The organism is Desulfobulbus sp. (genome assembly GCF_030824455.1).
Lineage (GTDB): Bacteria > Desulfobacterota > Desulfobulbia > Desulfobulbales > Desulfobulbaceae > Desulfobulbus.
Genome location: NZ_JAVBXR010000059.1, coordinates 1 through 25,957, shown reverse-complemented (window position 1 = coordinate 25,957; position 25,957 = coordinate 1). Strand labels below are relative to the sequence as shown.

General features: G+C 59.3%; 20 protein-coding genes and 1 tRNA gene. 9 read left to right on the top strand and 12 right to left on the bottom strand.

What is annotated here, in order from left to right:
* The 3 genes from RCH93_RS08350 to RCH93_RS08340 form a co-directional block, all read left to right on the top strand.
* On the top strand, nt 1-217 hold a 217-nt coding region (locus tag RCH93_RS08350; protein WP_306547896.1), incomplete at its 5' end, for a hypothetical protein.
* Nucleotides 218-313: 96 nt separating this feature from the next.
* Nucleotides 314-694: a response regulator gene (locus RCH93_RS08345; RefSeq protein ID WP_306547895.1), complete on the top strand. Its 381-nt coding sequence runs from the start codon at nt 314-316 to the stop codon at nt 692-694.
* Nucleotides 695-839: 145 nt separating this feature from the next.
* The gene (locus tag RCH93_RS08340) at nt 840-1,157 is read left to right on the top strand and encodes a cupin domain-containing protein (RefSeq protein WP_306547894.1); all 318 of its coding nucleotides are present in this window, start codon (nt 840-842) and stop codon (nt 1,155-1,157) included.
* 12 nt (nt 1,158-1,169) lie between these two features.
* On the opposite strand, the gene RCH93_RS08335 is transcribed toward RCH93_RS08340, so the two are convergent.
* Nucleotides 1,170-2,342, bottom strand: coding sequence for a hypothetical protein (locus tag RCH93_RS08335; RefSeq protein WP_306547893.1), 1,173 nt, complete (start codon nt 2,340-2,342; stop codon nt 1,170-1,172).
* A gap of 123 nt (nt 2,343-2,465) precedes the next feature.
* Nucleotides 2,466-3,284: a sigma factor-like helix-turn-helix DNA-binding protein gene (locus tag RCH93_RS08330; RefSeq protein WP_306547892.1), complete on the bottom strand. Its 819-nt coding sequence runs from the start codon at nt 3,282-3,284 to the stop codon at nt 2,466-2,468.
* A gap of 157 nt (nt 3,285-3,441) precedes the next feature.
* Here RCH93_RS08330 and RCH93_RS08325 point away from each other — a divergent pair, with 157 nt between their 5' ends.
* A complete protein-coding gene (locus RCH93_RS08325; protein WP_306547891.1) occupies nt 3,442-5,208 on the top strand; it encodes a VWA domain-containing protein in 1,767 nt (588 codons plus the stop codon).
* Here RCH93_RS08325 and RCH93_RS08320 read toward each other — a convergent pair.
* The 6 genes from RCH93_RS08320 to RCH93_RS08295 all read right to left on the bottom strand — a co-directional run bounded on the left by RCH93_RS08320 (nt 5,201) and on the right by RCH93_RS08295 (nt 13,604).
* Nucleotides 5,201-5,695: an alpha/beta fold hydrolase gene (locus RCH93_RS08320; RefSeq protein WP_306547890.1), complete on the bottom strand. Its 495-nt coding sequence runs from the start codon at nt 5,693-5,695 to the stop codon at nt 5,201-5,203. The two genes, RCH93_RS08325 and RCH93_RS08320, sit on opposite strands and share 8 nt — an antisense overlap.
* A gap of 133 nt (nt 5,696-5,828) precedes the next feature.
* The gene (gene purL / locus RCH93_RS08315) at nt 5,829-9,629 is read right to left on the bottom strand and encodes a phosphoribosylformylglycinamidine synthase (RefSeq protein ID WP_306547889.1); all 3,801 of its coding nucleotides are present in this window, start codon (nt 9,627-9,629) and stop codon (nt 5,829-5,831) included.
* A gap of 210 nt (nt 9,630-9,839) precedes the next feature.
* Nucleotides 9,840-10,067, bottom strand: a complete 228-nt coding sequence (locus RCH93_RS08310) for a type II toxin-antitoxin system HicA family toxin (protein WP_306547888.1) — start codon at nt 10,065-10,067, stop codon at nt 9,840-9,842.
* Nucleotides 10,064-10,267 (bottom strand): type II toxin-antitoxin system HicB family antitoxin, encoded by a 204-nt coding sequence (locus RCH93_RS08305; protein WP_306547887.1) that lies wholly within the window; start codon nt 10,265-10,267, stop codon nt 10,064-10,066. The genes RCH93_RS08310 and RCH93_RS08305 overlap by 4 nt, the downstream gene beginning before the upstream one ends.
* 67 nt (nt 10,268-10,334) lie before the next feature.
* On the bottom strand, nt 10,335-11,927 hold the full coding sequence (locus RCH93_RS08300) for a radical SAM protein (protein WP_306547886.1): 1,593 nt from the start codon (nt 11,925-11,927) through the stop codon (nt 10,335-10,337).
* A gap of 87 nt (nt 11,928-12,014) precedes the next feature.
* Entirely contained in the window at nt 12,015-13,604 is a 1,590-nt protein-coding gene (locus RCH93_RS08295; protein WP_306547885.1) for a peptide chain release factor 3, read from the bottom strand.
* 446 nt (nt 13,605-14,050) lie between these two features.
* On the opposite strand from RCH93_RS08295, the gene RCH93_RS08290 reads away from it, so the two are divergent.
* The 5 genes from RCH93_RS08290 to RCH93_RS08270 all read left to right on the top strand — a co-directional run bounded on the left by RCH93_RS08290 (nt 14,051) and on the right by RCH93_RS08270 (nt 22,680).
* On the top strand, nt 14,051-16,291 hold the full coding sequence (locus tag RCH93_RS08290; protein WP_306547884.1) for a class I SAM-dependent DNA methyltransferase: 2,241 nt from the start codon (nt 14,051-14,053) through the stop codon (nt 16,289-16,291).
* Nucleotides 16,291-17,673, top strand: a complete 1,383-nt coding sequence (locus RCH93_RS08285; RefSeq protein ID WP_306547883.1) for a restriction endonuclease subunit S — start codon at nt 16,291-16,293, stop codon at nt 17,671-17,673. The genes RCH93_RS08290 and RCH93_RS08285 overlap by 1 nt, the downstream gene beginning before the upstream one ends.
* Nucleotides 17,674-17,768: 95 nt before the next feature.
* Nucleotides 17,769-18,707: a YhcG family protein gene (locus RCH93_RS08280; RefSeq protein WP_306547882.1), complete on the top strand. Its 939-nt coding sequence runs from the start codon at nt 17,769-17,771 to the stop codon at nt 18,705-18,707.
* Between the two features lie 3 nt (nt 18,708-18,710).
* Nucleotides 18,711-21,767 carry a type I restriction endonuclease subunit R gene (locus tag RCH93_RS08275; RefSeq protein ID WP_306547881.1) on the top strand — a complete coding sequence of 1,019 codons (3,057 nt, stop codon included), beginning with the start codon at nt 18,711-18,713 and terminating at the stop codon, nt 21,765-21,767.
* 133 nt (nt 21,768-21,900) lie between these two features.
* On the top strand, nt 21,901-22,680 hold the full coding sequence (locus RCH93_RS08270; RefSeq protein WP_306547880.1) for a hypothetical protein: 780 nt from the start codon (nt 21,901-21,903) through the stop codon (nt 22,678-22,680).
* Between the two features lie 187 nt (nt 22,681-22,867).
* Here the strand turns inward: RCH93_RS08270 and RCH93_RS08265 are convergent, their stop codons facing one another.
* From RCH93_RS08265 to RCH93_RS08250, 4 genes are all read right to left on the bottom strand, one after another.
* Nucleotides 22,868-23,473, bottom strand: coding sequence for a PEP-CTERM sorting domain-containing protein (locus tag RCH93_RS08265; RefSeq protein ID WP_306547879.1), 606 nt, complete (start codon nt 23,471-23,473; stop codon nt 22,868-22,870).
* A gap of 624 nt (nt 23,474-24,097) precedes the next feature.
* The gene (locus RCH93_RS08260; RefSeq protein WP_306547878.1) at nt 24,098-24,715 is read right to left on the bottom strand and encodes a PEP-CTERM sorting domain-containing protein; all 618 of its coding nucleotides are present in this window, start codon (nt 24,713-24,715) and stop codon (nt 24,098-24,100) included.
* A gap of 324 nt (nt 24,716-25,039) precedes the next feature.
* Nucleotides 25,040-25,115: transfer RNA gene (locus RCH93_RS08255), tRNA-Asn, on the bottom strand.
* A gap of 296 nt (nt 25,116-25,411) precedes the next feature.
* A partial coding sequence (locus RCH93_RS08250; RefSeq protein WP_306547877.1) for a cell wall metabolism sensor histidine kinase WalK occupies nt 25,412-25,957 on the bottom strand: 546 nt, incomplete at its 5' end.

Genomic DNA, 25,957 nt, shown 5'->3' with positions numbered 1-25,957 from the left:
TAATGGCCAAAAAATTGTTGAGCATTATGCACACACTCATCGTGCATCAGAAAACCTTCGATTATTCAAAGGCTTTTCAGGTTACGGCTTGACAATTCCCTTTAACGGGCATTTCGAACAAAGTGAGAAATATCAAGCCATAACGAGATTTATCCTTGCCGTGCTCGTCGAAATTGACAAGGCGGCGTGCTTCACTTTTGAAATGGAAATGGAGTAGCGTATTTTTTTGTCACCGACCGTGTCCGCCACATCGTTCCAGCAACGAGAACCTGAACCTTTGCCAATCGTGCGAGCAAGCGCACCTCACTAATCCATGCCGCAACCCATCAAGGTGCTGATCATCGACCGGGAACCTGAGTTCGCCTCGATCCTGACGGAACGACTCCATTCGTGGGGGTTTGCCGCCAGTGCGGCCCACGGCAAGGAAGAGGCGCTGGACGCCCTGGTCGATTTCGACCCCAAGGTGGTGGTGCTCGGGTTGCAGGACAAAGACAGCGGCGGGTTGGAGCTGTTGAGCATGATCAAGGCCTTTAACCCGGCCATTGAAGTGCTGTTGCTGATCGGCAAAGGCATGGCCATTGCCGGGATGCAGGGCATTGAGCGGGGGGCCTTTGACTATATCCCCCAGCCGATTGAACTGGGGGTTTTGATCGGCAAAATTAGAAAGGCCGCCGGGGTGGAAGCGGACCAATAAAGGCCGGGTGGGAGAGCGGGATGCGCAATCATCGGGCTGATCGGGAAAATGAGCAGGGCTGCCGGGGTTGCATTCACCCAATAAAGGCATTACTCAAGAAAAGAAGAGCGAGGAACAGAGAAAAACAACAGAGCGGAGGCTTGGCATGAAGAAAATCGAACTGGCTGGAACGCGGGAGTTTAACCCCCTGGGCATGAAGGCCATCGTGTTGCACGATTCGGAACATTTCAAGATCCTCAACTTCAACCTCAAGGCCGGGGCCCTGTTTCCCATCCACAGCCACGACCTGGACGGTCAACTGTCCATTCTGGTGATCGAAGGCGAGGGCGAGTTCCTGGCCGATAACGACGCAACCATGGCCGCCAAGACCGGCGATATGCTGATCGCTGACATCCGCGAACCGCACGGGGTCAAGGCGACCACCGACATGCGCATTGTGGTCACCATCGCCCCGCCGATCTGAGCAGGAAGCCCGCTATGGCTTGGGATTGGGCGCTTCCGGGCCCAGGAGGTCGAGCATGGTTCGGCATTGTTGGGCTGGGGTTTGGCTCCCGCCGATCAGGGCGAGGACGCGCTCAATCCGCCGCCGTTCCTGCTTGGGCAAGGTGGCGGATTGTCGAAGCAGTTGCGTCCCTTCATTTCTGATCGTCTCAAAAAATTGGGGGCCGGGTTGGCCCTGACAGCCTTGGCGCAGGGCGGTTTGCCAGGCGGCATAGGTGAGCGGCGTTGCTTCGGCTTTTTCTGCTGCGGGCGGGGCTGCTGCGGCCCGCTGGGCGGGTTGCGGGGCCGATGACGGCACGGCTCCGCCGGCAAGGGTTGCGGCTGATTCCTCGCTTTGGACGGCCTGCTGGTCGGCGATAAGCGGCGCGACTTGGTTGGGTGCTGCGCCTGCTGGGGCAACCGGGGTTTTTGGCGTTATAGGCGTTATGCGTTTGGCGGCGGTCGGCGGGGATTGTTCAGCCTTTTTTTCGTGCTGCGCCGTTATGGCTGGCGCCGTTGCTTTGCGCTGCGCCGGCGCGGCCGCATCCAGCCCTTGTTCCAGTTCTTGGTCCGGGGTTTGGGAAGCGGTGCTGCGGGATCTGTGCTTGGCTTTGTCAACCCTGGGCGCAACGGTTTCTCTGTCGGCCAGATTCCCCACCTGCTCGTCTGCCGATTGAAGGCTGCTCGCCGCTGGCGGGGCTGGGGCCTCCTGTTCAGGGGCGACCTGTGCCGTCGTTTTTAGCGCCGGCATACTCAGTGCCTGTTCCTGGGCCGCTTTCTCCGGCAGGTGGGGCAGGACGCCGTGATCGGCCGTGATGTTGAGGAAGACGGCAATGCTCGCCGCAGCCGCCAGGAGCGATCCGGCGGCGGCCAGGACGCGCGGTCGGCTGATCAGGCGGCGCAAGGTGTTGCGGTTGCTCCGGCCGGTCTGGCCGCGCCATTCCCGATCCAGTCTCAGCCAGAGGGCGTAGCAGCGCTCGCAACCGGCAAGATGGGTCAGGCAGGGTTCGATCTGCTCCGGGGTAAGCCGACCCTCGATCAACGCCGACAGCTCTTCCGGCTCCAGACAGGCGCCGCAGGGTTCCGGCTGCTCGCTGACCAGGGACAACAGGGCCAATCGTCGGTCCGCCTCCCGCTGCTGTTCCATCTTGCTTTTATCGATCATCATCCCTCCTTGGTCGCCGCAGCGCATCGTGTGGGGCGGAACCCGCAAACCCGGACAGACTCCCGCAGCAGACGTTCCCCCTTTGCCTTGCAGACGGTCTCCGCCGGCGTTTGTGTCGTTGCGCGATCATAACAGCAGCCGCAATTCCTCTTCCAGGCCGGCCTGGGCCAGATCCTGACGCAACCGCTCCAGCAGCCGCCGCAAACGGCCATGGACCTGATGCCGGTTGAGGCCGAGCATCCGGCCCGCCTCGGCCACCGCCACCCCGTCCCGATAGCACAACTGCAGCAGCAGCCGTTCGCGCGGCTCCAAAACGATGTCCAGCGCCGCAATCCGCTCGAACAGCCCCGGATCAACCTCCCGGTTGGCGTCGGCAAAGATGATCCGGCCCAGGACCGCGAACATCTGCCTCCGTTCGGTTGCTTCCAACTGGCGTTCCTGCGCCGAACCCTCGTCGTCCTCGGGCGAGGAGGGTGTTGTTTCTTCGCAAAATTCGCTCCGCGCGGCCCGCTGTTCGCCACAGGCGGGGATTTCGCCGAGGATGCGATAGGCGGCCTCTTCGGTTGTGGCGGCGTTGCCGGACTGTTGAACGGTGATGATCGCCACGGCCTCGTCCGGGGTAAAACGCTCCAGGCAGAGCAGGCGAAACAGCCGCATCCAGATGCCGCCAAGGCGACGAATCCACAGCGGGGCCTTGACCCGACCAAAGCGGACCCGGGCAAAATCCTCCAGCAAACGCAAGGTCAGGGCGCCAATGTAGGCGGCTAGGCTCGACTGGCCGGTGAAGGCCTGCAGCCGTCGCCAGTCGTCCCGGGCCAGCCCCTCCATGACAAACAGCGCCGCCTCTTCGGCCAGCTCCGTCTGCTGAAAGCGGCGGCCCGCCATGCGGTTGATCATGTTCCAGTGGGTAAGGGCCTGTTTCTGCCAGGGGTTTGTCGAGGTCATGGGGCAACAGCTTGCATTGATTTGTCGGCGCTTGTACATTTTTTTAATGAGTGAGCGACACATTCCGCCCCAGGCGCCGTCCAAAGAGACAACAGGGGCAACATCCGCTTCCGGAACGGCGGCGTCCCCGCAACCTTCGCACCTAAGGAGCACCGTTATGAAATTCATCGTTCTGCTTGTCCTGCTTTTTCTGTCGATCCTGGCCGGCTGCTCGTCCTCGACCCCCGAGGCGGAAAAAAAGGAAAGCCGCGCCGACGCGGCCCTTGTCGCGGAACAAACCACCAACCACGCGGTTGTGGTTGATCAGGCCGGTCAAACCGTGGACAAGGCGCGGGAAAGAACGCCCCAACCGCCGCCGCCTGCCGAATCGCTTGCCGGAGCGGCGCGGATGAAGCCCGCCGGCGTTCTTGCCCGAAGCGCAGTCTACGAGGCCATGCCGGCCAGCGCGCCGCCGGCGGCCTGGAACCGCGAATCCTACAACGCCAGTCGGGAAAACGGGTTCGTCAACGCCGGCCGCGATGCCCTGTCTACTTTCAGCATCGACGTCGACACCGCCAGCTACGCCAACGTGCGCCGCTTTGTGAACGGCGGCAACCTGCCGCCGGTGGGCGCGGTGCGCATCGAGGAGATGATCAACTATTTCACCTACGACTACCCGGCTCCCAAGGGCGCGGATCCCATCAGCCTCAGCGCCGAGATCGGCCCCAGCCCCTTTCACCAGGGCTACCAGTTGGCGCGCATCGGCCTCAAGGCCCGCGATCTGGACAAGGAGCAGCTGCCGCCCTCCAACCTGGTCTTTCTGGTCGACGTCTCCGGCTCGATGCAGGACGCCAACAAGCTGCCGCTGCTCAAACAGGCCCTGCCGCTGCTGGTCCGGCAGTTGGGCGGGCGCGACCGGGTGGCCATGGTGGTCTACGCCGGCGGCGACAGCGTGGTCCTGCCGCCCACCGCCGGCAATCGTCAACAGGAAATCCTGGCCGCCATCGATCGACTGCAGGCCGGCGGCTCCACCCACGCCTCCGGCGGCATCCGCACCGCCTATCAACTGGCCCGGCAGAGCTTCAAGGCCGGCGGCAACAACCGGGTCATCCTCGCCTCGGACGGCGACTTCAACGTTGGCGTCACCAGCCGCGACGAACTCACCCGGCTGATCGAAGAGGAGCGCAAGGGCGGAGTCTACCTGACCGTGCTGGGACTTGGCATGGGCAATTACCACGATGATACCATGGAAATTCTCGCCGACAAGGGCAACGGCAACTACGCCTACATTGATTCTCTGCTCGAAGCCAAGAAGGTGATGGTCAAGGAACTGAGCGGCACCCTTTTTGCGCTGGCGGGCGACGTCAAAATTCAGGTGGAGTTCAACCCGGCGCGGGTCGGGGCCTACCGCTTGATCGGCTATGAGAACCGTGCCCTGGCCGACGAGGATTTCCGCGACGACGCCAAGGACGCCGGCGAGATCGGCGTCGGCCATCGGGTTACCGCTCTCTACGAGCTGATCCCAGCCGGACACGCCTCGATTCCTCAGTTGGACCCGCTCAAATATCAGGCTCCGCAAGCCGGCGCCGCCAAGGGTTCGGCGGAGATTATGGCCGTCAAGCTGCGCTACAAGCCCCTGGGCGAGAACAGCTCTCGCCAGATCAGCCTGCCGGTGCGTGCGGTTGCCGACGAACAAACCACGACGGATTTCCGCTTTGCCGCCGCTGTGGCCGGCTACGGCATGCTGCTCACCCATTCGGAGCATCTGGGGAGTTTCACCTGGGAGCAATGTCTGGAAATGGCGCGAGCTGGCCGTGGGACTGACGCCGAGGGCTACCGGGCCGAGTTGTATCGGCTGGTGGAAGCCAGCCAGTTGCTGGCGCGGCAACGGGGCGCGCAGCCCGACGCGAAGCCGGAACCCCAGCCGCTGCAGCCGCTCAGGTAAGCAGCGCGGGCCAGTCGAGGGCGGGGAAGGCGCGATGGAGCATGTGATCGTCGTCCTCGATTTGCACCGTAAGGTTGCTGAAGGTGGCTTGGGCCTGGGGCAGCACCAGGTCGGGCGGGCAGACCGTGTCCTGCCTGCCCATGACCAGCAGCGAGGGCACGGCAATGGGCGCGGTCGGCGGGTGGTAATCGACGAAGTTGAGCGCCGGGGCCAGCAGAATCAAGCGATGGATCCGCTCGGGATGGCGGACGGCGAAACAGGCGGCCATCAGCCCGCCAAAGCTCGATCCCGCCAGGATGAGGTGGTCGATCCCGGCAACCTGCGCCTCCAACTGGGCCAGCCGCTGCTCCAGGTCGCCGTGGTAATCCTGCATCCGCACCGCAGGGAAGTGCTGGTTGAACCATTGACCCTTGGTCCCCCGGCTAGAGGATTCAAGGCCGTGGAGAAAGAAGGCTGAGGGGGCTGTTGTTGGATGTGCTGGGGACATGGTTGTTTTCCGATGTTCAGGCAATCGACCTGCTGTGAGTTGGTGAAAGAAATGGGGAGGTTTGTACAAGGCCCGATGCGTAGGCGAAGATCAACCACCGCCCCGCAGGGTTATCCTGCGGGGCGGTTGCTTGTTACTTCATGCACCAGGCGTAAGCATTCTGGAACATCTTGAGCCAGGGGCTGACCGGTAGGTGCTTCATCTCCTCAGGCAGCCAGTGGGCCTGCCAGGTGAGGAAGGTCCGTTCCGGATGGGGCATCATCGCCAGGTGGCGGCCGTCGGGCGAGCAGAGGCCGGTCAGGCCGCCGGGCGAGCCGTTGGGGTTGAAGGGATAAGCCTCGGTGGGCTGGCCCTCGTCGTCGACATAGACCACGGTAGCCATCTGCTCGGCCCAGACCCGCTCGCGGATGGCCTCGTCGGGAAAATGGAGGAAGCCTTCGCCGTGGTCGACGTGGATGCCGAACACCAGATCCTCCATGCCCTGGAGCATGATCGCTTTGCTCGGCAGAATTTTGACCGTGGACCAGCGGGACTCGAAGCGGCCGCTGAGGTTGTGGATGAAACGCGGCTGACGCTCCGCTTCAATGCCGTGCCAGGGCGCCCAGCCGAGCAGGCCGAATAACTGGCAACCGTTGCAGACGCCCAGGGTGAAGGTGTCCGGCCGGTTGTAAAAATCCTGGAACTGGGCCTGGAGCCGCTCGTTGAAGCGGATGGTGGCGGCCCAGCCCTTGGCGCTCTCCGGCACGTCGGCATAGGAGAATCCACCCACCGCCGCCAGCCCCCGGAACCCGGACAGGTCAATCCGGCCGCTGAGCAGGTCGGTCATGGTCACGTCCCAGGGCTCGAATCCGGCGTTGTAAAAGGCGGAACTCATCTCCCGGTCGGAGTTGGAACCCTCGTCGCGGAGGATGGCCACTTTGGGTTTGTTGGTTTGCTGCAGGACGGCAGGCTCCGTGGCCTCGGGCTTGAAGCTGAGGCGATATTCCGGGCCTTTGCGGTCCATGGTGTTGCACTTCTCGGCGTCGGCGCAGTCGGGGTTGACCTGCAGCCGCTCCAGCTGATAACTGGTTTCCTCCCACCACTGGCGCAGCAGGACCATGGAATCGTCCATCGCCAATTCGCCGTTGTACTGGATGGTCACGGCCTTCTTGACCGTGCTTGAGCCGAGCACCGCACAGGGCGTGCCGGCCTGCTCGAACCGTTTTTTCACCTCAGCCAGATGACTCCACTGGCATTCGACCACCAGGCCCAATTCCTCGGAAAAGAGCGTTTCCAGCACGGTTGCTGATCCATTCAGGGCCAGATTGAGGCCGCAGTTGCCGCTAAAGGCCATCTCCAGCACAGTGGTAATCAGGCCGCCGTCGCTGCGGTCGTGTCCGGCCAGGATCAGACCCTTGTCGATCAGTTCCTGGACGGCGAGAAAGGCCTGTTTGACCAGGGCCGGGTCGTCCATGTCCGGGACCTCCGAACCAATCTGGCCCAGAGTCTGGGCCAAGGCGCTGCCGCCCAAACGGTTCTTGCCGGCCGCCAGATCAATCAACAGCAGCACCGAGCCCGGCGCCTTGATGTCCGGGGTGACTTTCTTGCGGATGTCGGACATGGCCGCATAGGCCGAGATCACCAGCTGACGCGGCGATTTCACCACCTCGTCCTCCACCTTGGCGGCCATGGACAGGCTGTCCTTGCCGCCGTCCACCGCCATGCCCACAGCAATCATCGCATCCGCCATGGCCTCGGCCGCATCGCGCAGGGCCGCGCCCTCGCCCGCCAGTTTCGGGGCCCACATCCAGTTAGCCGAGCACTTAACCTGCTCGAGGTCGTCGATCTTGGCCCAGACCAGGTTGGTCAGGCATTCGCCCACCGCCATTCGCGCCCCGGCTGCCGGGTCCACCAGCATCTTGATCGGCTGCTCGCCAATGGCCGAGGCAATGCCGGTCAAGCCGAAATGACTCTGGGCCACCACCGCCACGTCGGCCACGGTCAGCTGCAGGGGGCCGCAGCACTGCTGCTGGGCGATCAGACCGGTGACCGCCCGGTCGACCTTGTTGGTGAGGAAGCGTTTGGAGCCGACCGACACCAGCCGCAGCACCCGTTCCAGGGCGTCGCGCACCCCGAGTCCGGCCGGCGGGACAAAGGCGGACAGGGCTGGAACCGTGCGGCTGTCGACAAAGGTTTTCTGCGGAATATTGCCGAGCAGCTCAGGTATCTCGATGTTGACCGGGGTGGAGTTGTCCTGATTGTCCTGGACAACGAAGCGCAGGTCGCCGGTGACCTCGCCCAGCACCTCGCAGGCCACCTTTTCCCGCTCGCAGATAGCCTGGAAGCGGGCGATGTTCTCCGGGCTGATCAGCAGCCCGACCCGCTCCTGGTATTCAGCCACGTAGATTTCCAGCACCGACATGGTCGGATCGCCGACCCGGATATTGCGGATCTCGACCCGTCCGCCCGCATGTTCGACCAGCTCCTTGAGCACGTTGGCCGGGCCGCCGGCGCCCTGATCGTGGATAACGTCGATCAGGCTCAGATCGCCCATCTCGTTGCAGGCCCGGATCACCCGGTTCATCTTCTGCTCCATCTCGGCGTCGCCGCGCTGGACCGCGTTGAAGTCGAGCTTGGCTTCGTTTTCGCCCTGCATCATCGAGGAAGCCGCGCCGCCACCAAAGCCTACCCGGTAGGCCGGGCCGCCGACCTGGACAATGATCATCCCCTTGAGGGCGTCTTTCTTGTCGGTGTGGCGGTCGTCGATCTGGCCGATGCCGCCGGTGAACATGATAGGCTTGAGAAAGCCCCAGCGCTCGCCGTTTTCCAGGCGCAGGTCAAAGGAGCGGGTGAAGCCCTGGATCAGCGGTTCGCCGAATTTGTTGCCGTAGTCGGAGGCGCCGTTGCTGGCTTCGATTTCGATTTCCAGCGCCGGCGCCAGGCTGTCCGGGCAGGCGTAGCTGTTTTCCCACTCCAGCGGGTAGTCCGGGATGTGGAGGTTGGCCACGCAGTAGCCAGCGGTTCCGGCCATGACAAAGCCGCCCCGGCCGGTGCCTTGGACGTCGCGGATGCGGCCGCCGGTCCCGGTTTCGGCGCCGGGAAAGGGGGCCACGCCGGTGGGGAAGTTGTGGGTCTCGGCGGTGAGCAGCGGATGGTAGCAGACCGTGGTTTCGCGCAGGGCCGAGGGCGCGCCGGGCTGTTCGGGCAGCAGGGTGGTGAGGGTATGGCCCTCGATGACGCTGGAGTTGTCCTTGAAGGCCACCTTGCTGCCCTTGGGATGGGCTTTCAGGGTGTCGGTAACCACCTGAAACAGAGTTTTGTCGCATTCCTGGCCGTCGATCACCTGCTTGCCCCGGAAAAAGCCGTGGCGCGAGTGCTCGGAGTTGGCGTTATTGAGGTCCATGATCTCGACAATGGTCGGGTTGCGATGGCAGCGCTCAACAAAATAGCGGTGATACAGCTCCCGGTCCCACTGGTCCATGGAGATGCCGGGAATGTCGAGCAGGCCGTCCGGGCCTTTGCCGATCAGATCGACCTCGTAAACCGGCTCGGGCACAATGCCGGTTTCAAAGGTGGTCAGCGGCGCGGCATAGACGCATTCGGTCATCCGGTCGTGCTTGTCGGCGACAAAGGCGTCCATGTCCTTGCCCTCGGGAACCAGGTAACGGCGGGAGCGCTCCACCCGGCTGACGCAATCCAGGCCCACGGCCCGGCAGATCGATACCAGGTTGGAGGACCAGGCGGTGGCGAAATTGAGCCGGGGCCCGACCTCGACCACCCGCTGGCCGACAAGCGTCGGCTCAAAGGTGACCGTGTCGAGCAGGAAGCCGTCGGCCAGGATCAGGCGCAAGCGTTCCATCTCCTGCGGTTCCAGCGGCCGGCTGGATTCGATGTTGAAACAGTAGGCAAAGTCGGGGTCAAGCTGACGGTGGAGCTGGGTGACGAGAGAAGCCATGGAATATTCCTTTTTTTCGAGAGAGCAAAGCCGTTCCAAAACGGCGTGGAGTCGGATGTTGGGGCGCGCTTGCATTGCGCAACCGGAGAGCGTGCCCCGAAAATCCGGGGGGGCTGCTGCTGTCAGGCCTTGTTTTTCCCGATTACGCTGGGCCTCATCCGGGCAACGCGCAACGGCGAAAATGTCCTTGGGCGACGGAAAGGGCGGAATCTATAGCAATCCAAGGAAATCTTCAACCGAAAGGCCAGCCTGTTTGAGGATGTGGGCCAAGGTGGATCGTTTTATGGGCGCATGCGCCGGGATAGTTAGCTTCAGCGTTTCGGTGCGGGTGTGTTTCTGCAGTCGTATATGGCTTCCTTTCTGTCTGACCACGACCCAACCGTCACGCTGCAGGGCGTGGATGATTTTAACGTAGGACAGGCTGGGCGTCTTGGTCATACGGCAATTTCAAGAATCTGCGCGTTCGGGCCCAAGAGCGTGTCGTCTTCAATAGGTTCCAGGTACAAAGCAATGGCTTCTTTTATATTTTCAAGCGCCTCTTCCTGACTGTCGCCTTCGCTGAAGCAACCGGGCAGGCTTGGCGCATAGACGGTGAAGCCGCCTTCTTCGCTGGGTTCAAGAACTATTTGCAGTTTCATCGAGGCCTCCGCTCCGCATGGGGGGAACAAGAAGATGCGTCCATGCGCATCCATTGAGCCAAGCCTATCATGAACCGCTGTTTTTTTCCGCCCCAAAGTGGGGCTTGCTTCCTTCTTTTGGGCTGGCAGCGGCATCCGCCCAGGGAAAAGCTTCGCTGAAAAACGCGGCGTGGTTGGAGGTGAACAGGGGCGGATCGCGGCGAATGATGGCGCCAATGGTGGGGTGGCGCTTGAATTCGCGGTCAAGAAAGGTGCGGATCGCTTTGCGGTCCCACCCGCGCGGATGGACAAAATCGCGGTAGAGCGACAGGTCGCCCTCGGAGAATTCGGCTCCCGGCAATTGGCCGGCGTCGAAGCTGGCGCGCGGCATATTGAAAATCGCCAGATTGAGAAAGGTGATGGCCTGGTGATGACGGAGGGTAAAATCGAGGGTCATGCGGGCTTCAACCAGCGATTCAGTGGGGGTGCCGAACAGCAGATAGACATAGGTGGCGATGCCGGCCTGTTGCAGGGCGGCCAGCACCCGCTCGATCAAGTCCAAGCGGACACCCTTGCACATGGCGTCGAGCACGGCCTGGCTGCCGGATTCGAGGCCGAGCTTGAGCAGTACGCAGCCGGAAGCGCGCAATTGCCGGCAGAAATCCGGGTCGGCCAGTTGTTCGTGGAAGCGGACAAAGCCGTACCAGGGCGCGCCGGGCGGCTGGTCGCAGAACGCCTGCATCAGCGCCGGGCTGACGGCGTTGTCGAGCAGATGGATCAAGGCTGGCCGGATTTGGGCGGTCAATCCCCGCAGGTGGGCAAGGACCGTGGTCGGGGCGACCGGGTGGTAGGGGCTCTGCTCCGCTGTTTCCGGGCAGAAATTGCATCGGTTCCAGTAGCAGCCGCGCGAGGCCGAGTAGGGCAGGATCGGGCCGGGCGACAGGTAGTCGGCCATCGGCAGATCCGAATAATCCGGCGGCAGCTCTTCAAGCGGTTGGTCAACGCCCATGAGTCTCAGCAGCGGGCCTTCTCCCGGTCCGGCAATGCAGTGCTCAACCAGGCCGGCAAAGGGGTTGTTCCACTGCGGACTGCTCATCCACGAGGTGATCAGGCCGCCGCCCAGGATCAGCTGCAGGTGCGGAAAATGGCGTTTGAGGAAGCCGAGCAGGGCAAAGGCGCACAGCGCCTGGCTGAGGAAGGAAAGCGAGACGCCGACAAAACGGGGGTTGTTCGCCTCCAGCAGTTCGGGCAGCCGCTCGCGGAAATAGGGGTAGAAGAGATTGTCGCGATGGTCTTCCGCCGACCGGAGCAGATCGCGGCTGTCCAGCGGGTTGGCGCTGTTGTCCTGGTAGTTGACCAGGCTGACCGCAAGCTCGGGCCGGGGGCGGACGGCCAGTTCCACCACCCGATTCAAATCGCGCACCGCCCGTTGATACCGGTCGGCGTTGCGGTACAGATCGGGCGTGCGTAGACCGGCAAGGTTGGCGCCGCCATTGCGCAGGGCCCGGCTCGACCAGGTGTCGTGCGGATCACGGGCTTGCTTGCGCAGAAACAGCAAACCCTCCAGGTTGGCGTCCAGGAGGGTGCATGCAACGCCGTGGCGGCGCAGGCTGCCGGCAAGGTAGGCGACGCCCGTAGGCGGTTCGCCCGCCTTGGCCACGGGGGGATAGATCAGGAGCATGACAAAGGTCTCAACTGAAGAGCAGTCAAGATTCGCGGGCTTGGGAACAAGACAGAAACTTCACGGCTGCGAAGCCGCTTGTTGCGCTCACACCGATTCCCGGGTCTTGTGGAACACCACCTCGGGAAAGAGTTCCTGGGTGTGGGCCAAACGCCAACTGCCCTCGGCCAGGTAGGAGAGATGCCCTTCGGCGTCCAGGGCCAGGTTGAACTGGGCTTTCTTTTCAAAATCGCGCATCTGCTGCTTGTTGTCGCAGGTCACCCAGCGGGCCAGGGTGTAGCTCAGCGGCTCGTAGGTGGCGTCGACCCCGTACTCGTCCTTGAGCCGGGTCATGGTCACCTCAAACTGGAGCACGCCCACCGCGCCCAGGATGTAGTCGTTGCCGACAATCGGCCGGAACACCTGCACTGCGCCCTCCTCGGCCATCTGCAGCAATCCTTTCTGCAATTGCTTCATCTTCAGCGGGTTGCGCAGCACCACCCGCCGGAAATGTTCGGGCGCGAAGTTGGGGATGCCGGTGAACTTGAGCTCTTCCTTGTCGCTGAAGGTGTCGCCGATCTTGATCGTGCCGTGGTTGTGGATGCCGATGATGTCGCCGGGATAGGCCTCGTCGACGTGCGAGCGCTCCTGGGCCATGAACACCGTGGCGTTGCTCAGGTTCACCTCTTTGCCCAACCGGTGGTGCATGACCTTCATCCCCCGGGTGAACTTGCCGGAACAGATGCGGAAAAAGGCGATCCGGTCGCGGTGGGCCGGGTCCATATTCGCCTGGATCTTGAAGGTGAAGCCGCTGAAGGCCTCTTCCTCGGGATGCACCATGCGGGTGACGGCGGCGCGTGGGCCTGGAGCCGGCGAGAGCTCAACAAAGGCGTCGAGCATCTCGCGCACCCCGAAGTTGTTGATCGCACTGCCGAAAAAGACCGGGGTCTGGCCAGCCTTGAGATACTGTTCATGGTCAAAGGGGTTGGCCGCGCCCTGCAGCAGTTCGATGTCCTCGCGCAGCTTGTCGGCGGCGTATTTGCCCACCAGGCTGTCCAGCTGGGGATCGTTCAGGTCGTTGACCACGATGCAGTCCTCGGGCCGGGTGTCCTGGCTGGGGGTGAACAGGGTGATCTGCTTGCGGTGCAGGTCGTAGACGCCCTTGAAGCCCTTGCCCATGCCGATCGGCCAGCTAAGCGGCACGCATTCGATCTGCAACTTTTCCTCGATGTCGGCCAGGAGGTCCAACGGCTCCATACCCTCGCGGTCGAGCTTGTTGATGAAGGTGATGATCGGGGTGTTGCGCATCCGACAGACCTCCATCAGCTTGGTGGTCTGGGTTTCGACGCCCTTGGCGCTGTCGATCACCATCAGGGCGGAGTCCACGGCGGTCAGCACCCGGTAGGTGTCTTCGGAGAAGTCCTGATGGCCGGGGGTGTCGAGCAGGTTGATCTCGTAGTCGCGGTAATTGAACTTCATCACCGAGGTGGTCACCGAGATGCCGCGCTCCTTTTCAATCGCCATCCAGTCGCTGGTGGCGTGGACTGCGGTTTTGCGCGATTTGACCGCCCCCGCCATCTGAATGGCGCCGCCGAACAGCAGCAGCTTTTCGGTGAGGGTGGTCTTGCCGGCGTCGGGATGGCTGATAATGCCGAAGGTGCGGCGCTTCTGTATTTCTTTGAGGTGTTGACTGCTCACGTTTTCTGATTCCGTCGGTTGCCGATCTGTGGACCCTGAAGCTGCCGGGTCTGCAAAAAAAAATGGGCCGGAAACCGACCCATGTTCAGTGATTCTGCGCGGTATATACTTCAGTTGGCGCGATTTGTCCATGCTTCATTGCCGCTCGGCTCCAGCCTCGTTTGTCTGGGGTGACGAGCTGGCAACCGGGTTGCCGCAGGGTGGGGCGGCTTGTAAATTTTGTTTACCTAAGTGGGCGAATATCTTTTAAGATGTCGACGGTTTTTCCGCCCGGCGGCTTTGACCTTGGCCGGATGCAGCCTGCGTAATCCGGGGTTTGGTGTGAAGTGATCCCGGATTACGTTGCACTCCATCCAGGCTACGGGTTGGGGCGCAAAAAAGAATCATAGTATTGAGCACAAAGCTCTCGGTTTGCGACAGCCGCGCTTTTACTGACAAGGACCAACATGTCGAACACCCCACACCAAAATTTGGTCGGTTTTATATGGAACATCGCCAACAAACTGCGCGGCCCCTACCGTCCGCCCCAGTATCGACGGGTGATGCTGCCGCTGATCGTGCTGCGCCGGCTCGATCTGGTGCTGGCGGAGAACAAGCAGGAGGTGCTCATCGAAAAGGCGCACCTGGAAGCCAAAGGCGTCACCGGCCCGGCCCTGGAAAAGGCCCTGGCGCGCATTGCCGCCAAGGACCGCAAACAACCGCTCTTCAACGCCAGCGGCTTTACCTTTGAAAAGCTGCTGGGCGACGCGCCCAACATCGCCGGCAACCTGATTGCCTACATCCACGGTTTTTCGCCGCGCGCCCGCGACATCTTCGACAAGTTTGAATTTGAAGGCGAAATTGCCAAGCTGGACGAAGCCAACCGGCTGTTTTTGATTATCAAGGAGTTCTGCTCGGCGGAAATCGACCTCTCTCCCGCCGCCATCAGCAACCTGCAGATGGGCTCGCTGTTTGAGGAACTGGTGCGCAAATTCAACGAACAGGCCAACGAGGAGGCCGGCGACCACTTCACCCCCCGCGAGGTCATCCGGCTGATGGTCCAGCTGCTGTTCACCGGCGAGGAGGGCATCTACGCCAAAGGCATTTACCGCAGCGTCTACGACCCCACCGCAGGCACCGGCGGCATGCTCTCCGAATCCGAGAAGTATATCTGCGGCGACGGCGTCGCCTCCGGCCTCAACCCGGACGCCCACATCGAGCTGTTCGGCCAGGAGTACAATCCCGAGGCCTACGCCATCTGCTGCGCCGACCTGCTGATCAAGGACGCGCCCATCGACAACCTCATCTACGGCGACACCCTGGGCATCAAAGACGCCAAGAACAAAAACAACGGCTTTGTGACCCACGACGGCCATCCCCACAAACAGTTCCACTACATGCTGGCCAACCCGCCCTTTGGGGTGGAATGGAAGCCGGAAGAGGACTTTGTTCGCGAGGAATACAAGACCCTTGGATTCTCGGGCCGCTTCGGCGCGGGCCTGCCGCGCATCAACGACGGCTCGCTGCTCTTTTTGCAGCACATGATCTCCAAGATGCACCGTCCGCCCAAAATTGACCCCTTGGGCCACAACAGCGGCGGCGACGGCTCCAAGATCGCCATCGTCTTCAACGGCTCGCCCCTGTTCACCGGCGACGCGGGCAGCGGCGAAAGCAATGTCCGTCGCTGGATCATTGAGCAGGACCTGCTCGACGCCGTGGTCGCCCTGCCGGATCAGATGTTCTACAACACCGGCATCTTCACCTACATCTGGATTGTCACCAACAAGAAGCCCGCGCATCGGCGGGGCAAGGTGCAACTGATCGACGGCACGCGCCACTTCAGGAAAATGAGCAAGAGCCTTGGCAACAAGCGCAACGAGTTGTCCGACGACCACATCAGGGAACTGGTCCGCCTTTACGCCGAGCACAACCACGACGGCGCAAGCGAGGTGCTGGTCGCGGGCCAGCCGGAACAGCGGGTGTGCAGCAAGCTGTTCGACAACCGGGAATTCGGCTTTCTCAAAATCACGGTCGAGCGGCCGCTGCGGCTGAATTTTCAGGTAAGCCTTGAGCGCATTGCCCTGCTGGACGAGCAAAGCGGCTTTGCCAACCTGGCCAGCAGCAAAAAGCGCAAGGACGCGGCCGCCAGCCGGGCCGAAATCGCCGAGGGCGAAGCCCTGCAACAGGCGATCCGAGCGGCCCTGCAGGACATGGACAGCGCCGCGCTCTATCGCAGCCGGCCGCAGTTTGAACAGGCACTTGATCGGGCGCTCAAAGGAGCGGGCCTCAAGATCGGCGGCCCGGTGAAAAAGGCCATCCTTGCCGCCCTGGCCGAGCGCGACCCGGAGGCCGAGATCTGCCGGGACGCCAAAGGCCGGCCCGAGCCCGATGCCGACCTGCGCGACACCGAGATCGTGGCTTTGCCGGACAACCTCAGCCTGCCCCTGCCGCTCGGCTACGACAACGAAACCGGCCACGACCAGTTGCTGGCCCTGGTCAAGGACCACTGCGACGCCTACCTCACGGCCGAGGTCCTGCCGCATGTGCCGGATGCCTGGATCGACTATGCGAAAACCAAGGTCGGCTACGAGATTCCCCTGAACCGCCACTTCTACGTCTATCAGCCGCCGCGTCCGCTGGAGGTGATCGGGGCCGAGATCAGCCAGTTGGAACAAGAGATCATGCGGATGCTGAGCGAGGTGGTGTGATGGATTGCGCTCTTACCAAAACTCGGTTCAAGGACTCTGGTTCGCAATGGCTAGGCAAAATTCCGGAAAGCTGGGGTCTTAAAAAACTGAAATTTTTAGTTTCTTGTGTTGGCGGAGGGACCCCGAGCACCGGGACGCCTGAGTTCTGGGGTGGGGATATACCTTGGGTGTCTCCCAAGGATATGAAATGTGCGAGTATTAAATCCACCGAGGACTACCTGACAGAACTCGGGGTTGTAAGTAGTGCGACTTCGTTAATCAATGTGGGCGCTGTGCTTGTGGTAGTTCGATCTGGAATTCTTCGCCACTCCATCCCGGTTGCTCGCAATGCCGTGCAAGTGGCGTTGAACCAGGATATGAAGGCGCTTATTCCGAAAGGAGCACTGACATCCAGCTTTTTGTACTGGATTATTGAAGGGAATCAATCTCAATTACTGCCGCTGTGGAGTAAGCCAGGCTGCACTGTTGAGAGTATTGAGCTTGGCTACTTGCTTAATACGGAAATCCCTCTGCCCTCCGCTGACGAACAAGAAACAATCGTCCGCTTCCTCGACTACAAAACAGGGCAAATCGATGCGTTGATCGCCAAAAAAGAAGCCTTGCTCGCCAGACTTGCCGAAAAGCGCATCGCCCTGCTCAGCCACGCCGTGACCAAGGGGCTTGACCCGTCGGCGCTGATGAAGGATTCGGGAGTGGCATGGTTGGGGGAAATTCCCGCGCATTGGGTCATGACGAGATTAAGGTTTTTGGCCCTTGGGATTGAGCAAGGATGGTCTCCTCAATGCAATAATCAACAAGCAGCTATTGAACAATGGGGAGTGCTGAAGGTTGGTTGTGTCAATGGCGAAGCCTTTGATGAGAATGAAAACAAGGCGTTACCCGACGATTTAGAGCCTAGAACGCAATATCAAGTTAGAGATGGCGATATTCTGGTTAGCCGTGCAAATACAAAGGAGTTGCTTGGTAGCGCTGCACTTGTAAGGGACGTGCGGGCAAAATTATTACTTTGTGACAAATTATACAGAATAACGCCGAACGAATCAGTCAATCCGGACTATCTTGTGCGTTTTCTCCGGTCATCAATTGCGAGATTCCAGTATGAGAGAAATGCCACGGGTGCGAGTGGTTCAATGCAAAATATTGGGCAAGATACGCTGAAGGACCTTCCTATTCCATTGCCCCCCAAATCGGAACAAGATCGTATTGCTGAATACTTACACGGCGTTTTTAACAATACTTCGGCAATTGAATCGCGAGTGCAAGGAGTTATTAACAAGCTCAAAGAATACCGTTCCTCCCTCATCACTAACGCCGTCACCGGCAAGATCGACGTCCGCCAGTTCGCCCTCCCGACAACCGGGCAGGAGGCCGCCCATGCCTGAGATTGTTCCCCTGCCGCCTGATTACGCGCCCTGGCTGGCCGAACTGAAAAGCCGCATCCATATTGCCCAGTAACGCGCCGTCCTGGCGGTCAACCGTGAACTGGTGCTGCTCTATTGGCAGATTGGTCGCGACATCCTGGCCCGGCAGCGCAACGAGGGCTGTGGGGCGCCAAGGTGATCGAGCGGCTGGCCAGGACCTGCGCAACGCCTTCCCGGAGATGAAAGGGTTTTCACGGGCTAATTTGATGTATATGCGGGCCGTTGCCGAGGCTTGGCCGGATGCGGCAATTGTCCAACAGGCTGTTGGACAATTGCCCTGGGGGCACAATCTGGTGCTGCTGACCAAGCTGAAAACTGCCGCGCAGCGCCTGGCCTATGCGCATCGGGCGCTTGAGCACGGTTGGTCGCGCAATATCCTGCTGATGCAGATTGAAACCCGCCTGTTGGAACGCGAGGGCAGGGCGGTCACCAACTTTGCCGAGCGACTGCCCGCCCCTGGTTCCGATTTGGCCCACAATACCCTTAAGGACCCGTATATTTTTGACTTTTTGTCGATTGGGCGCGAGGCCAACGAGCGGGCGTTGGAAGATGCGTTGGTTCAGCATATTTCGCAATTCTTGCTTGAACTGGGCGCTGGCTTTGCCTTTGTCGGCCGACAGGTGCACATCGAGGTGGGCGGCGACGATTTTTTCATCGACCTGCTGTTTTATCATCTGAAACTGCGCTGTTACGTGGTGATTGAACTCAAGGCCTGCGCCTTTAATCCTGGGCATGTGGGGCAACTGGGGTTTTATCTGTCGGCGGTGGACAGCCAGCTCAAGGCCGAGCAGGACGGCCCGACCATCGGCCTGCTGCTGTGCAAGAGCAAAAACAAGGTGGTGGCGGAATATGCCCTGCGCGATACAAACAAGGCAATGGGCGTGGCCGAGTATCAACTGATTGAGTCCCTGCCCGCCGAGCTGCAAACCAGCCTGCCGAGCATCGAAGCCATTGAGCAGGCCTTGTCCAGACCGGATGAGACCGAGGAGGAGTAGGCCATGCACCGGGAGATCGACTTTGAGCGCGAGATCGAACAGGCGCTGATTGCCTCCGGCGGCTACGCAGCGGGCGACCCGAACGGCTACGATCCTGAAATCGCCCTGTTTCCGGCCGAGGTGGTTGCTTTTGTGCTGCGCACCCAGCCCAAGATCTGGGACCGCTTGCTGCAGTTGGATGCGGGCAAGGCGGCGGCCATGCTGGTGGACAGTCTGGTCAAGGAGCTGGCCGCCAAGGGCGCGCTGGCCGTGTTGCGGACCGGATTCAAGTGCGTCGGCAAGACGGTGCGTCTGGCCTATTTCTCGCCCAATACCGGGCTTGATCCCGCCGCGACCGAGCGGTACGCCGACAACCGCCTGACCGTTGTCCGCCAGGTCAGGACCAAAAGCGGCGCTATTCCCGACATGGTCCTGGCGGTGAACGGCCTGCCGGTGGCGACCCTGGAGCTGAAGAATCCGCTGTCGGCCACTCGCTGGAACGTCGAGAACGGCAAAGATCAGTACCGGTTTGAACGCGACCCCAAGGAGCTGTTGTTTGCCTTCAAGCGCCGTTGTCTGGTCCATTTTGCGGTGGACACCGAGCTGGTGTTCATGACCACCAGGTTGGAGGGCAAGGACACCCAGTTTCTCCCCTTCAATCGGGGCCACAACGGCGGCGCCGGCAACCCGCCGGTTGAGGGCGAGGTGCGCACCGCTTATCTCTGGCGTCGGGTGCTGGTTCGGGACAGCCTGATGGACATCCTGGCGCGCTTCATCCACCTGGAAGTGGTCGAGCAAACCGTGGCGACTGAGAAGGGAATCAAGCGCCACCGCAAGGAAACCATGATTTTCCCGCGTCATCAGCAGTTGGACGTGGTGCGCGCCCTGACCGAGCATGCGCACATCCACGGCGCCGGGCATAATTATCTGATTCAGCATTCGGCAGGGTCCGGCAAGTCGAATTCGATTGCCTGGCTGGCCCATCGGTTGTCCTGTCTGCACGACGCCGCCAATGAGAAGATTTTTCATTCGGTGGTGGTGATTACCGACCGGCGTGTTTTGGATCAGCAGCTGCAGGACACCATCTTCCAGTTTGAGCACAAACTCGGGGTGGTGGAGAAAATCGATCAGGACACCCAGCAACTGGCCAAGGCCTTGGCCGGCGGCGCGCCGATCATCATTTCCACCATTCAGAAATTCCCGTTCATCACCCAGGCCATTCGCACCCTGGAGGCCAACGGCCAGGGGCTGGCGATCTCCACCGCAGGCAAGCGGTTCGCGGTGATTGTCGATGAGGCGCACAGCTCGCAAAGCGGCGAAACCGCCATGGAATTGCGCAAGATCCTCAACAAGGACGGCATCGAAGCGGCTGTGGCCGCGCAATGGCTCGACCTGGAAGAGGAGCGGCTCAGCGAAGCCGCGCAAAAAGAATTGCTGCGCGAGCAGCTCAAGCGGGCCAAGCAGCCCAATTTGAGTTTTTTTGCCTTCACCGCCACCCCCAAATTCAAGACCCTGGCGGTGTTCAACGAGCCGGGGCCGGACGGCAAGGCCCCTTTTCATCACTACAGCATGCGGCAGGCCATCGAGGAAGGTTTCATTCACGATGTGCTGGCCCACTACACCAGCTACAAACGCTATTACAGACTGATCCAGAAGGTGGAGCAGGATCCGGAGGTGCCGCGCCGCAAGGCCGCGCGGGCCTTGGCGCGGTTTGTCGAATTTCACGATTACGAGATCGCCCAGAAGGTGGAGGTGATTGTCGAGCACTTCCGCACCCACACCCGCCACAAAATTGGCGGTCGGGCCAAGGCCATGGTGGTGACCGGCTCCCGCGAGCACGCCGTGCGCTACAAGCTGGGATTTGATCGGTACATTGAGAAAAAGGGCTACCACGACGTCAAGTCGCTGGTGGCCTTTTCCGGCGAAATCACGCTCAAGGAATTCGCCGACGTCACGTTCACCGAGGTCGGCATGAACAACGGCGTCAAAGAAACGGAACTGCCGAAGCGATTTGGCTCCGATGAGTATCAGGTGTTGCTGGTGGCGGAAAAGTACCAGACTGGTTTTGATCAACCCCTGCTGCACAGCATGTACGTGGACAAGCGCCTTGCCGGGGTGCAGGCGGTGCAGACCCTGTCGCGATTGAACCGCACCACGCGCGGCAAGGCCGACACCTTTGTGCTCGATTTCGTCAATGAGCCGACGGAGATATACGCCGCGTTCAAGCCCTATTACGAGGTCACCCCCAAGGGCGACGACACCGATCCGCAATTGCTCAACAATTTGGCCCATGCCCTGGGGGAGTGGAGAATCTACAGCGCCGAGGAAGTCGACCAGTGGTGTGAAATCTGGTTCCGCAACCGGCTGCATCCCACCGGCGGCGAGCATAAACAACTTAACGCCCTGCTTGATCTGGCGGTCGAACGATTCAAGGCCCTGAGCGAAGAGGATCAGGATGTGGCCAAGGGGCAGTTGGTCAGTTTCAGGAATCTGTACGGGTTTGTCTCGCAAATTATCCCCTATCAGGATTCCGGGCATGAGAAGTTGTACAGCTACGCCCGGTTTCTTTTGACCAAGTTGCCGCATCTTGGCGACGCCAGGCGGGTGCAGGTGGATGATGAGGTGGAGCTGAAGTATTACCGCCTGCAAAAAATCAGCGAAGGGGCGATCGACCTGAAAACGGGCGAGGCCGAGCCTGTCTACGGGCCAAGGGAAGTGGGAACCGGAAGTCCGGATGAAGACGTGCAGCTCTCCACCCTGGTGGACAGGCTCAACGAGCGGTTCGGCACCGAGTTTACCCCGGCGGATCAGCTTTTTTTTGATCAGGTGCGCGAGACGGCGGTGGCCAACGAGCAGTTGCGGCAGGCGGTGATGGCCAACACCATCGAAAATTTCGCCCCTGTTTTCAGGAAACAGCTGGAAACGCTTTTTGTGGAACGCATGGCGGGAAACGAGGAAATTTTCGTCAAGCTGATGAACGACGACGCCTTTCGGGAACTGGCGGCCGGGCATCTGCTGCAGGCGGTGTATGCGCAGGTGCGGGCAACCCAACAACGGCAGGATTTAAAGAGTGCCTGCTAAATTAATCTACCGTTGTGTGACATAGCTTCTATTTGTTACAGGATTTCAAAACTGATGTATAATTTGTAATTATATATCGCCAACGGCTTTTTGAGTTGCTTGGTCATATCAACAGCAGAACAAGGAGGGTCCAATGCGCAAATTCAATTGTTTCAAGACTTGTTTTTCATTGGTTCTGTTTGTCGTTCTCTCTGCAGCCAATGTTCCTGCGGAGACCATGGTTGAATCAAGTGTCGAGAGTCGACTCTACCTTGCATTTCAAGTTCAGGAGAGTGATTTACAAAGTTGGCTTCCCGAGCCTTGGCGTGTGAGTTCGCTACCTGCCGGCCCATCCAAGGGCTCAAATCTAACCGTAATCTTCGTCCAGGCCTTGCTGTGCGAAAACCCAGAGGGCAAGCCATCTCCATCCGGTGGAATGGCTCGGTACGTTGTGCTCACCGTTCCTGCTAAACACGCTCAGACCGGAGAAGAGTCTGTGTTTGTTGTGCGCGTCTATACAACAGATTCTGATAGAATTCCAGGGCATTACAAGAATGCAACGAAGGCTGACATGCACCGAGAGTTCTCCCTAAAAGTCGAGAATATGGAGCCGGGTTCTGGGAGCGACAATTGGGAAATGAAGGAGGCAACCGGTGGGACCATAAAGGTCCACTTTGCGTACAAGCGGTCTGCTATGAATCGCGCCAAGTGGGAGAGGAAAATCCGCTCCGCAGTCGACCCAAATCTTTCTTACATTTACCGCGTGGATCAGACTGCCGAACTCCTGAAGAGTGTGAATGTCGGTGTTGACCAACTGCAAAGTTACGAGTTCCAATCGACGGTTCCTGGGCTTTCGAAAATCCTTAACGACCGTGCAAAACTCGTTAGCGTCACTGAGATTCCCTGCTACGTCCTGCAGGTATCGCAGCCATGAGATAAGAAAGGCCAACGGTTACTCTTCGCGAACGGGATAGCATCGGGGCATTGAGCCCGCCGCTCAAACTCAGCACAAGAGGTTAAAAGGAGATAACGTTGGGGTGGCAGTCCAACCGGTCTTCATTGTACACAAAAAAAGGCAGAGCCGTGAGGCTCTGCCTTGCAGTTCGATTTTCCGGGATAAATCAGTTTCTTTTTCTTCTCGCAACGGTGGCCAGGCCAGCAATGCCAGTCCCGAAGAGCAGCATGGTTGTTGGTTCGGGAACAGCAGTGCTATTGACATAGATAGCTGTGGAAAAATATCTTTGCTCGTGAGAAGCGTCCCAAATCCAGTTGGCATCAGAGGAGATGCCACTCATGGTGCCCCAGGTTGGACTACTGTTGTTCACTCCATAACTTACAAGTGTGCCTAATGTTCCACCAAACCCATCAGTATACACTTTCCAGTCAACAGTATTGGTTACAAGGTCTTGGGAGTTGTTGGCAAACTTGAAGTTGCTGTCCGAAACAGTAAAGTCGCCAAGCAAGGCTGTCGGGCCGCCGTATAGATCCCAGGCCACAATGTGAATGTAATTTGTCACCCCATTAGTGAGTGTAAGGTTAAAGGTTTGGGTGTCATACCACCAGGCGTGTGATCCTACCAATGTTCCCAATGTGCTGTCGTCAGTGCTTATGTAAAGCTGAAAGGCATCGTCTGCGGTCATGTGTGTGGTCATGGTCGTGGCGTTTGACGCCGCCGACATCCCGAGAATAAATAAACCTGTTGCCAATCCTGAGATTAGTTTCTTCATGTTCTCTCTCCTTTTTTGTGTCTGGCTTTCGCTAGGGAATAGTTTTGAAACCCGAATAACTTTAACTAGAGATGTATATCTTCACAGTTGAAAGCAAAAAAAGTACCAGTTTTCGAATAGTTGCGCGAGTGGCAAACCTATTGTAATGATAAGGCTTTTGTAGTTCTTTGTCTTGGCCGGAGTGTGAGGCCGCAGTAAATTCCGTGTTTTAGGAATAAATGTAGGGGGGACGGTATTTGTTTAACAATTTCGATTGAGTAAACCATCGGCTTTGCCGGGGGCTCCCAGAGTTTGACGGTGCCAGGATTATAAAGAGCCGCCAGTTTTTTGAGTCATGGATGACTCCTGGAAGCTCAAAGCCAGAAAACATCTGCGTCATGAGCTTATTAGGGTACTGATAGATAGTCCCCCAAATTTACAGGAAAAGTTCACCATCTGCCGCATCTCGTTTTGTTGTGCGGCGGCAAGTCCAATGTGGCTGAACCAAACGGCGGAAAATTTGAATTTGCAACAATTTGCCACCGTGCTTGAGGCAACTGGACCGCCAAATAGTGGTCACTGGCTGAGCGCAAAAAAAAGCAGAGCCGTGAGGCCCTGCCTTTCAATTCGATTTTACGGAAAAAATCAGTTTCTTTTTCTTCGGATAACGGTGGCCAGGCCGGCAATGCCAGTCCCGAAGAGCAGCATGGTGGCGGGTTCGGGGATAGGCGACGTCTTTTCTACGAGGAAACCAGCGATGTTGCCCAGGTTTCCCTCATCGTTCCAATGAGATTTCCAATTCGTCCCTAGATATTCTTCATATCCTCCCGAATCGTTTGGCTCTCCACTGCCCCAGTCTGTATAGGACCAAACTTCCCCGGTAACCCATGCCCATCCCTCATCTGGTTCGGCTCCTGCTGGATCCTGATACCCGCCAAGCCAAACCTCGCCAGAAAATTTGACTTTTGTGGAAGTCGTCGTGAAGAAAGAGGCGTTGATGAAATTATTTTCATCTCCTGAGGTAATGGTGGCAAGAGCGTACTCTGAAGAGAGCGTGCTTGCGACCCAGTCCTTGGTGTCGAGCCAGTCTTTGTCCATGGTGAAGCCATCGACAAACCTGTAGAGGCTGTACTCATGCTTCACGCCGCCATCAATCCAAATTGCCGAAGCAACAAAAGAGGGGGTGTATGAGCAGGCAGTAGACTCTCCAAGTGCGCAGAAAATGAAACCAGCCGCCAATCCTGTTGCTAATAATTTTTTCATGATGATTCTCCCGATGAAGCAATGAGCTCGTGGAACGATTGATTTATCTTTTATTACTTGAATGCAGGAAACGGTCCAGTTGCTCGAATAAATATATAATATTGATTTTATTGGTATTATTTTTTTGCATCAATGTTTGATGTTGCTTTTGTACGCATTTTCGAGCGTTTTTCCTGATTTTCGAATTAACTCGAAAAATATGTTCGTTTTTCCGGATTAATTTGCCAGGCGTATGCAGTGCATGCGTTGGACAACAAAAAACCCGCAAACCTTAAAGGTTTGCGGGTTGTGTGGACGCCAGCGGAATGTTGCTGGACTCTATATTGGCTCCCCGGGAGGGACTCGAACCCCCGACAAGGCGGTTAACAGCCGCCTGCTCTACCAACTGAGCTACCGAGGAATGCAGCTCTACGATGAAATGACGGTGACTTCATGCAAACACCACGTCATTTCGAGAATGGGTAAATAGCATAGAGTCGTTGAGCCGTCAAGAAAAAGTTGCGGATTGTCCGGTTTTGCGGGTAGCGGAGTTATTCCGTTTCTATTTCAAAAAAACGCGTCTGCTTGTTCTTTCGACGAGGCCAGCGCGGAGAAAATTCGCAAGGCCCGGAGATCTCTCCCTTTGGTCGAGATGACACACCTTCGGCGGCGAGGTTTTGCTTTGAGCGTCATGCTTTGCTTGATTGAGAAACGGAATTAGGCTGGTTGGTCGGCCTCTGGGCCGCGCAGCAGCGGCAGCCGGATTTCGACAATCAGGCCGTCTCGATTCGGGGCGTTGGCAAAGCTGAGCGAGCCGCCGTGCTGCTTCACCGCCTGATGGGCTATGGCCAGCCCCAGGCCGGCCCCGCCGCTGTTGCGGTCTCTGGCTTCGGCCACCCGGAAAAAGGGCTCGGTGAGGTTGGGCAGCTTGTCCTCGGGCACGCCGGGGCCGTAATCGCGCACCCGGATCACGGCTTCCGGGTTTCCGGATGCCCCGGCGGCGGCGATCAGACTGATCTCCACCCGGCTGCCCGGTCGGGTGTAATAGGCGCCGTTGCGGACGATGTTTTCAATCGCCTGACGCAACAACTCGCGAGACCCCAAGACCGTGGCCGGCTCCAGGTTGCCGACGACCACCCCCTTGCCCTGGTTGCAGGTTTCAAAATCAACGTCCTCGGCGATTTCCAGCACCAGATCAGCAAGCGGCACCGGCGGCGAGTTGGCGTCGACGCTCTTGGCCTCGCTGCGGGTGAGGGCCAGCAA

Bases quoted from the DNA above. Each gene is read 5' to 3' on its own strand.
- RCH93_RS08285 (WP_306547883.1), top strand. From the start codon at position 16,291: ATGGATTGCGCTCTTACCAAAACTCGGTTCAAGGACTCTGGTTCGCAA.
- RCH93_RS08265 (WP_306547879.1), bottom strand. From the start codon at position 23,473: ATGAAGAAACTAATCTCAGGATTGGCAACAGGTTTATTTATTCTCGGG.
- RCH93_RS08260 (WP_306547878.1), bottom strand. From the start codon at position 24,715: ATGAAAAAATTATTAGCAACAGGATTGGCGGCTGGTTTCATTTTCTGC.
- RCH93_RS08335 (WP_306547893.1), bottom strand. From the start codon at position 2,342: ATGATGATCGATAAAAGCAAGATGGAACAGCAGCGGGAGGCGGACCGA.
- RCH93_RS08310 (WP_306547888.1), bottom strand. From the start codon at position 10,067: ATGACCAAGACGCCCAGCCTGTCCTACGTTAAAATCATCCACGCCCTG.
- RCH93_RS08275 (WP_306547881.1), top strand. From the start codon at position 18,711: ATGCACCGGGAGATCGACTTTGAGCGCGAGATCGAACAGGCGCTGATT.
- RCH93_RS08345 (WP_306547895.1), top strand. From the start codon at position 314: ATGCCGCAACCCATCAAGGTGCTGATCATCGACCGGGAACCTGAGTTC.
- RCH93_RS08325 (WP_306547891.1), top strand. From the start codon at position 3,442: ATGAAATTCATCGTTCTGCTTGTCCTGCTTTTTCTGTCGATCCTGGCC.
- RCH93_RS08330 (WP_306547892.1), bottom strand. From the start codon at position 3,284: ATGACCTCGACAAACCCCTGGCAGAAACAGGCCCTTACCCACTGGAAC.
- RCH93_RS08300 (WP_306547886.1), bottom strand. From the start codon at position 11,927: ATGCTCCTGATCTATCCCCCCGTGGCCAAGGCGGGCGAACCGCCTACG.
- RCH93_RS08320 (WP_306547890.1), bottom strand. From the start codon at position 5,695: ATGTCCCCAGCACATCCAACAACAGCCCCCTCAGCCTTCTTTCTCCAC.
- RCH93_RS08270 (WP_306547880.1), top strand. From the start codon at position 21,901: ATGCGCAAATTCAATTGTTTCAAGACTTGTTTTTCATTGGTTCTGTTT.
- RCH93_RS08290 (WP_306547884.1), top strand. From the start codon at position 14,051: ATGTCGAACACCCCACACCAAAATTTGGTCGGTTTTATATGGAACATC.
- purL (WP_306547889.1), bottom strand. From the start codon at position 9,629: ATGGCTTCTCTCGTCACCCAGCTCCACCGTCAGCTTGACCCCGACTTT.
- RCH93_RS08340 (WP_306547894.1), top strand. From the start codon at position 840: ATGAAGAAAATCGAACTGGCTGGAACGCGGGAGTTTAACCCCCTGGGC.
- RCH93_RS08305 (WP_306547887.1), bottom strand. From the start codon at position 10,267: ATGAAACTGCAAATAGTTCTTGAACCCAGCGAAGAAGGCGGCTTCACC.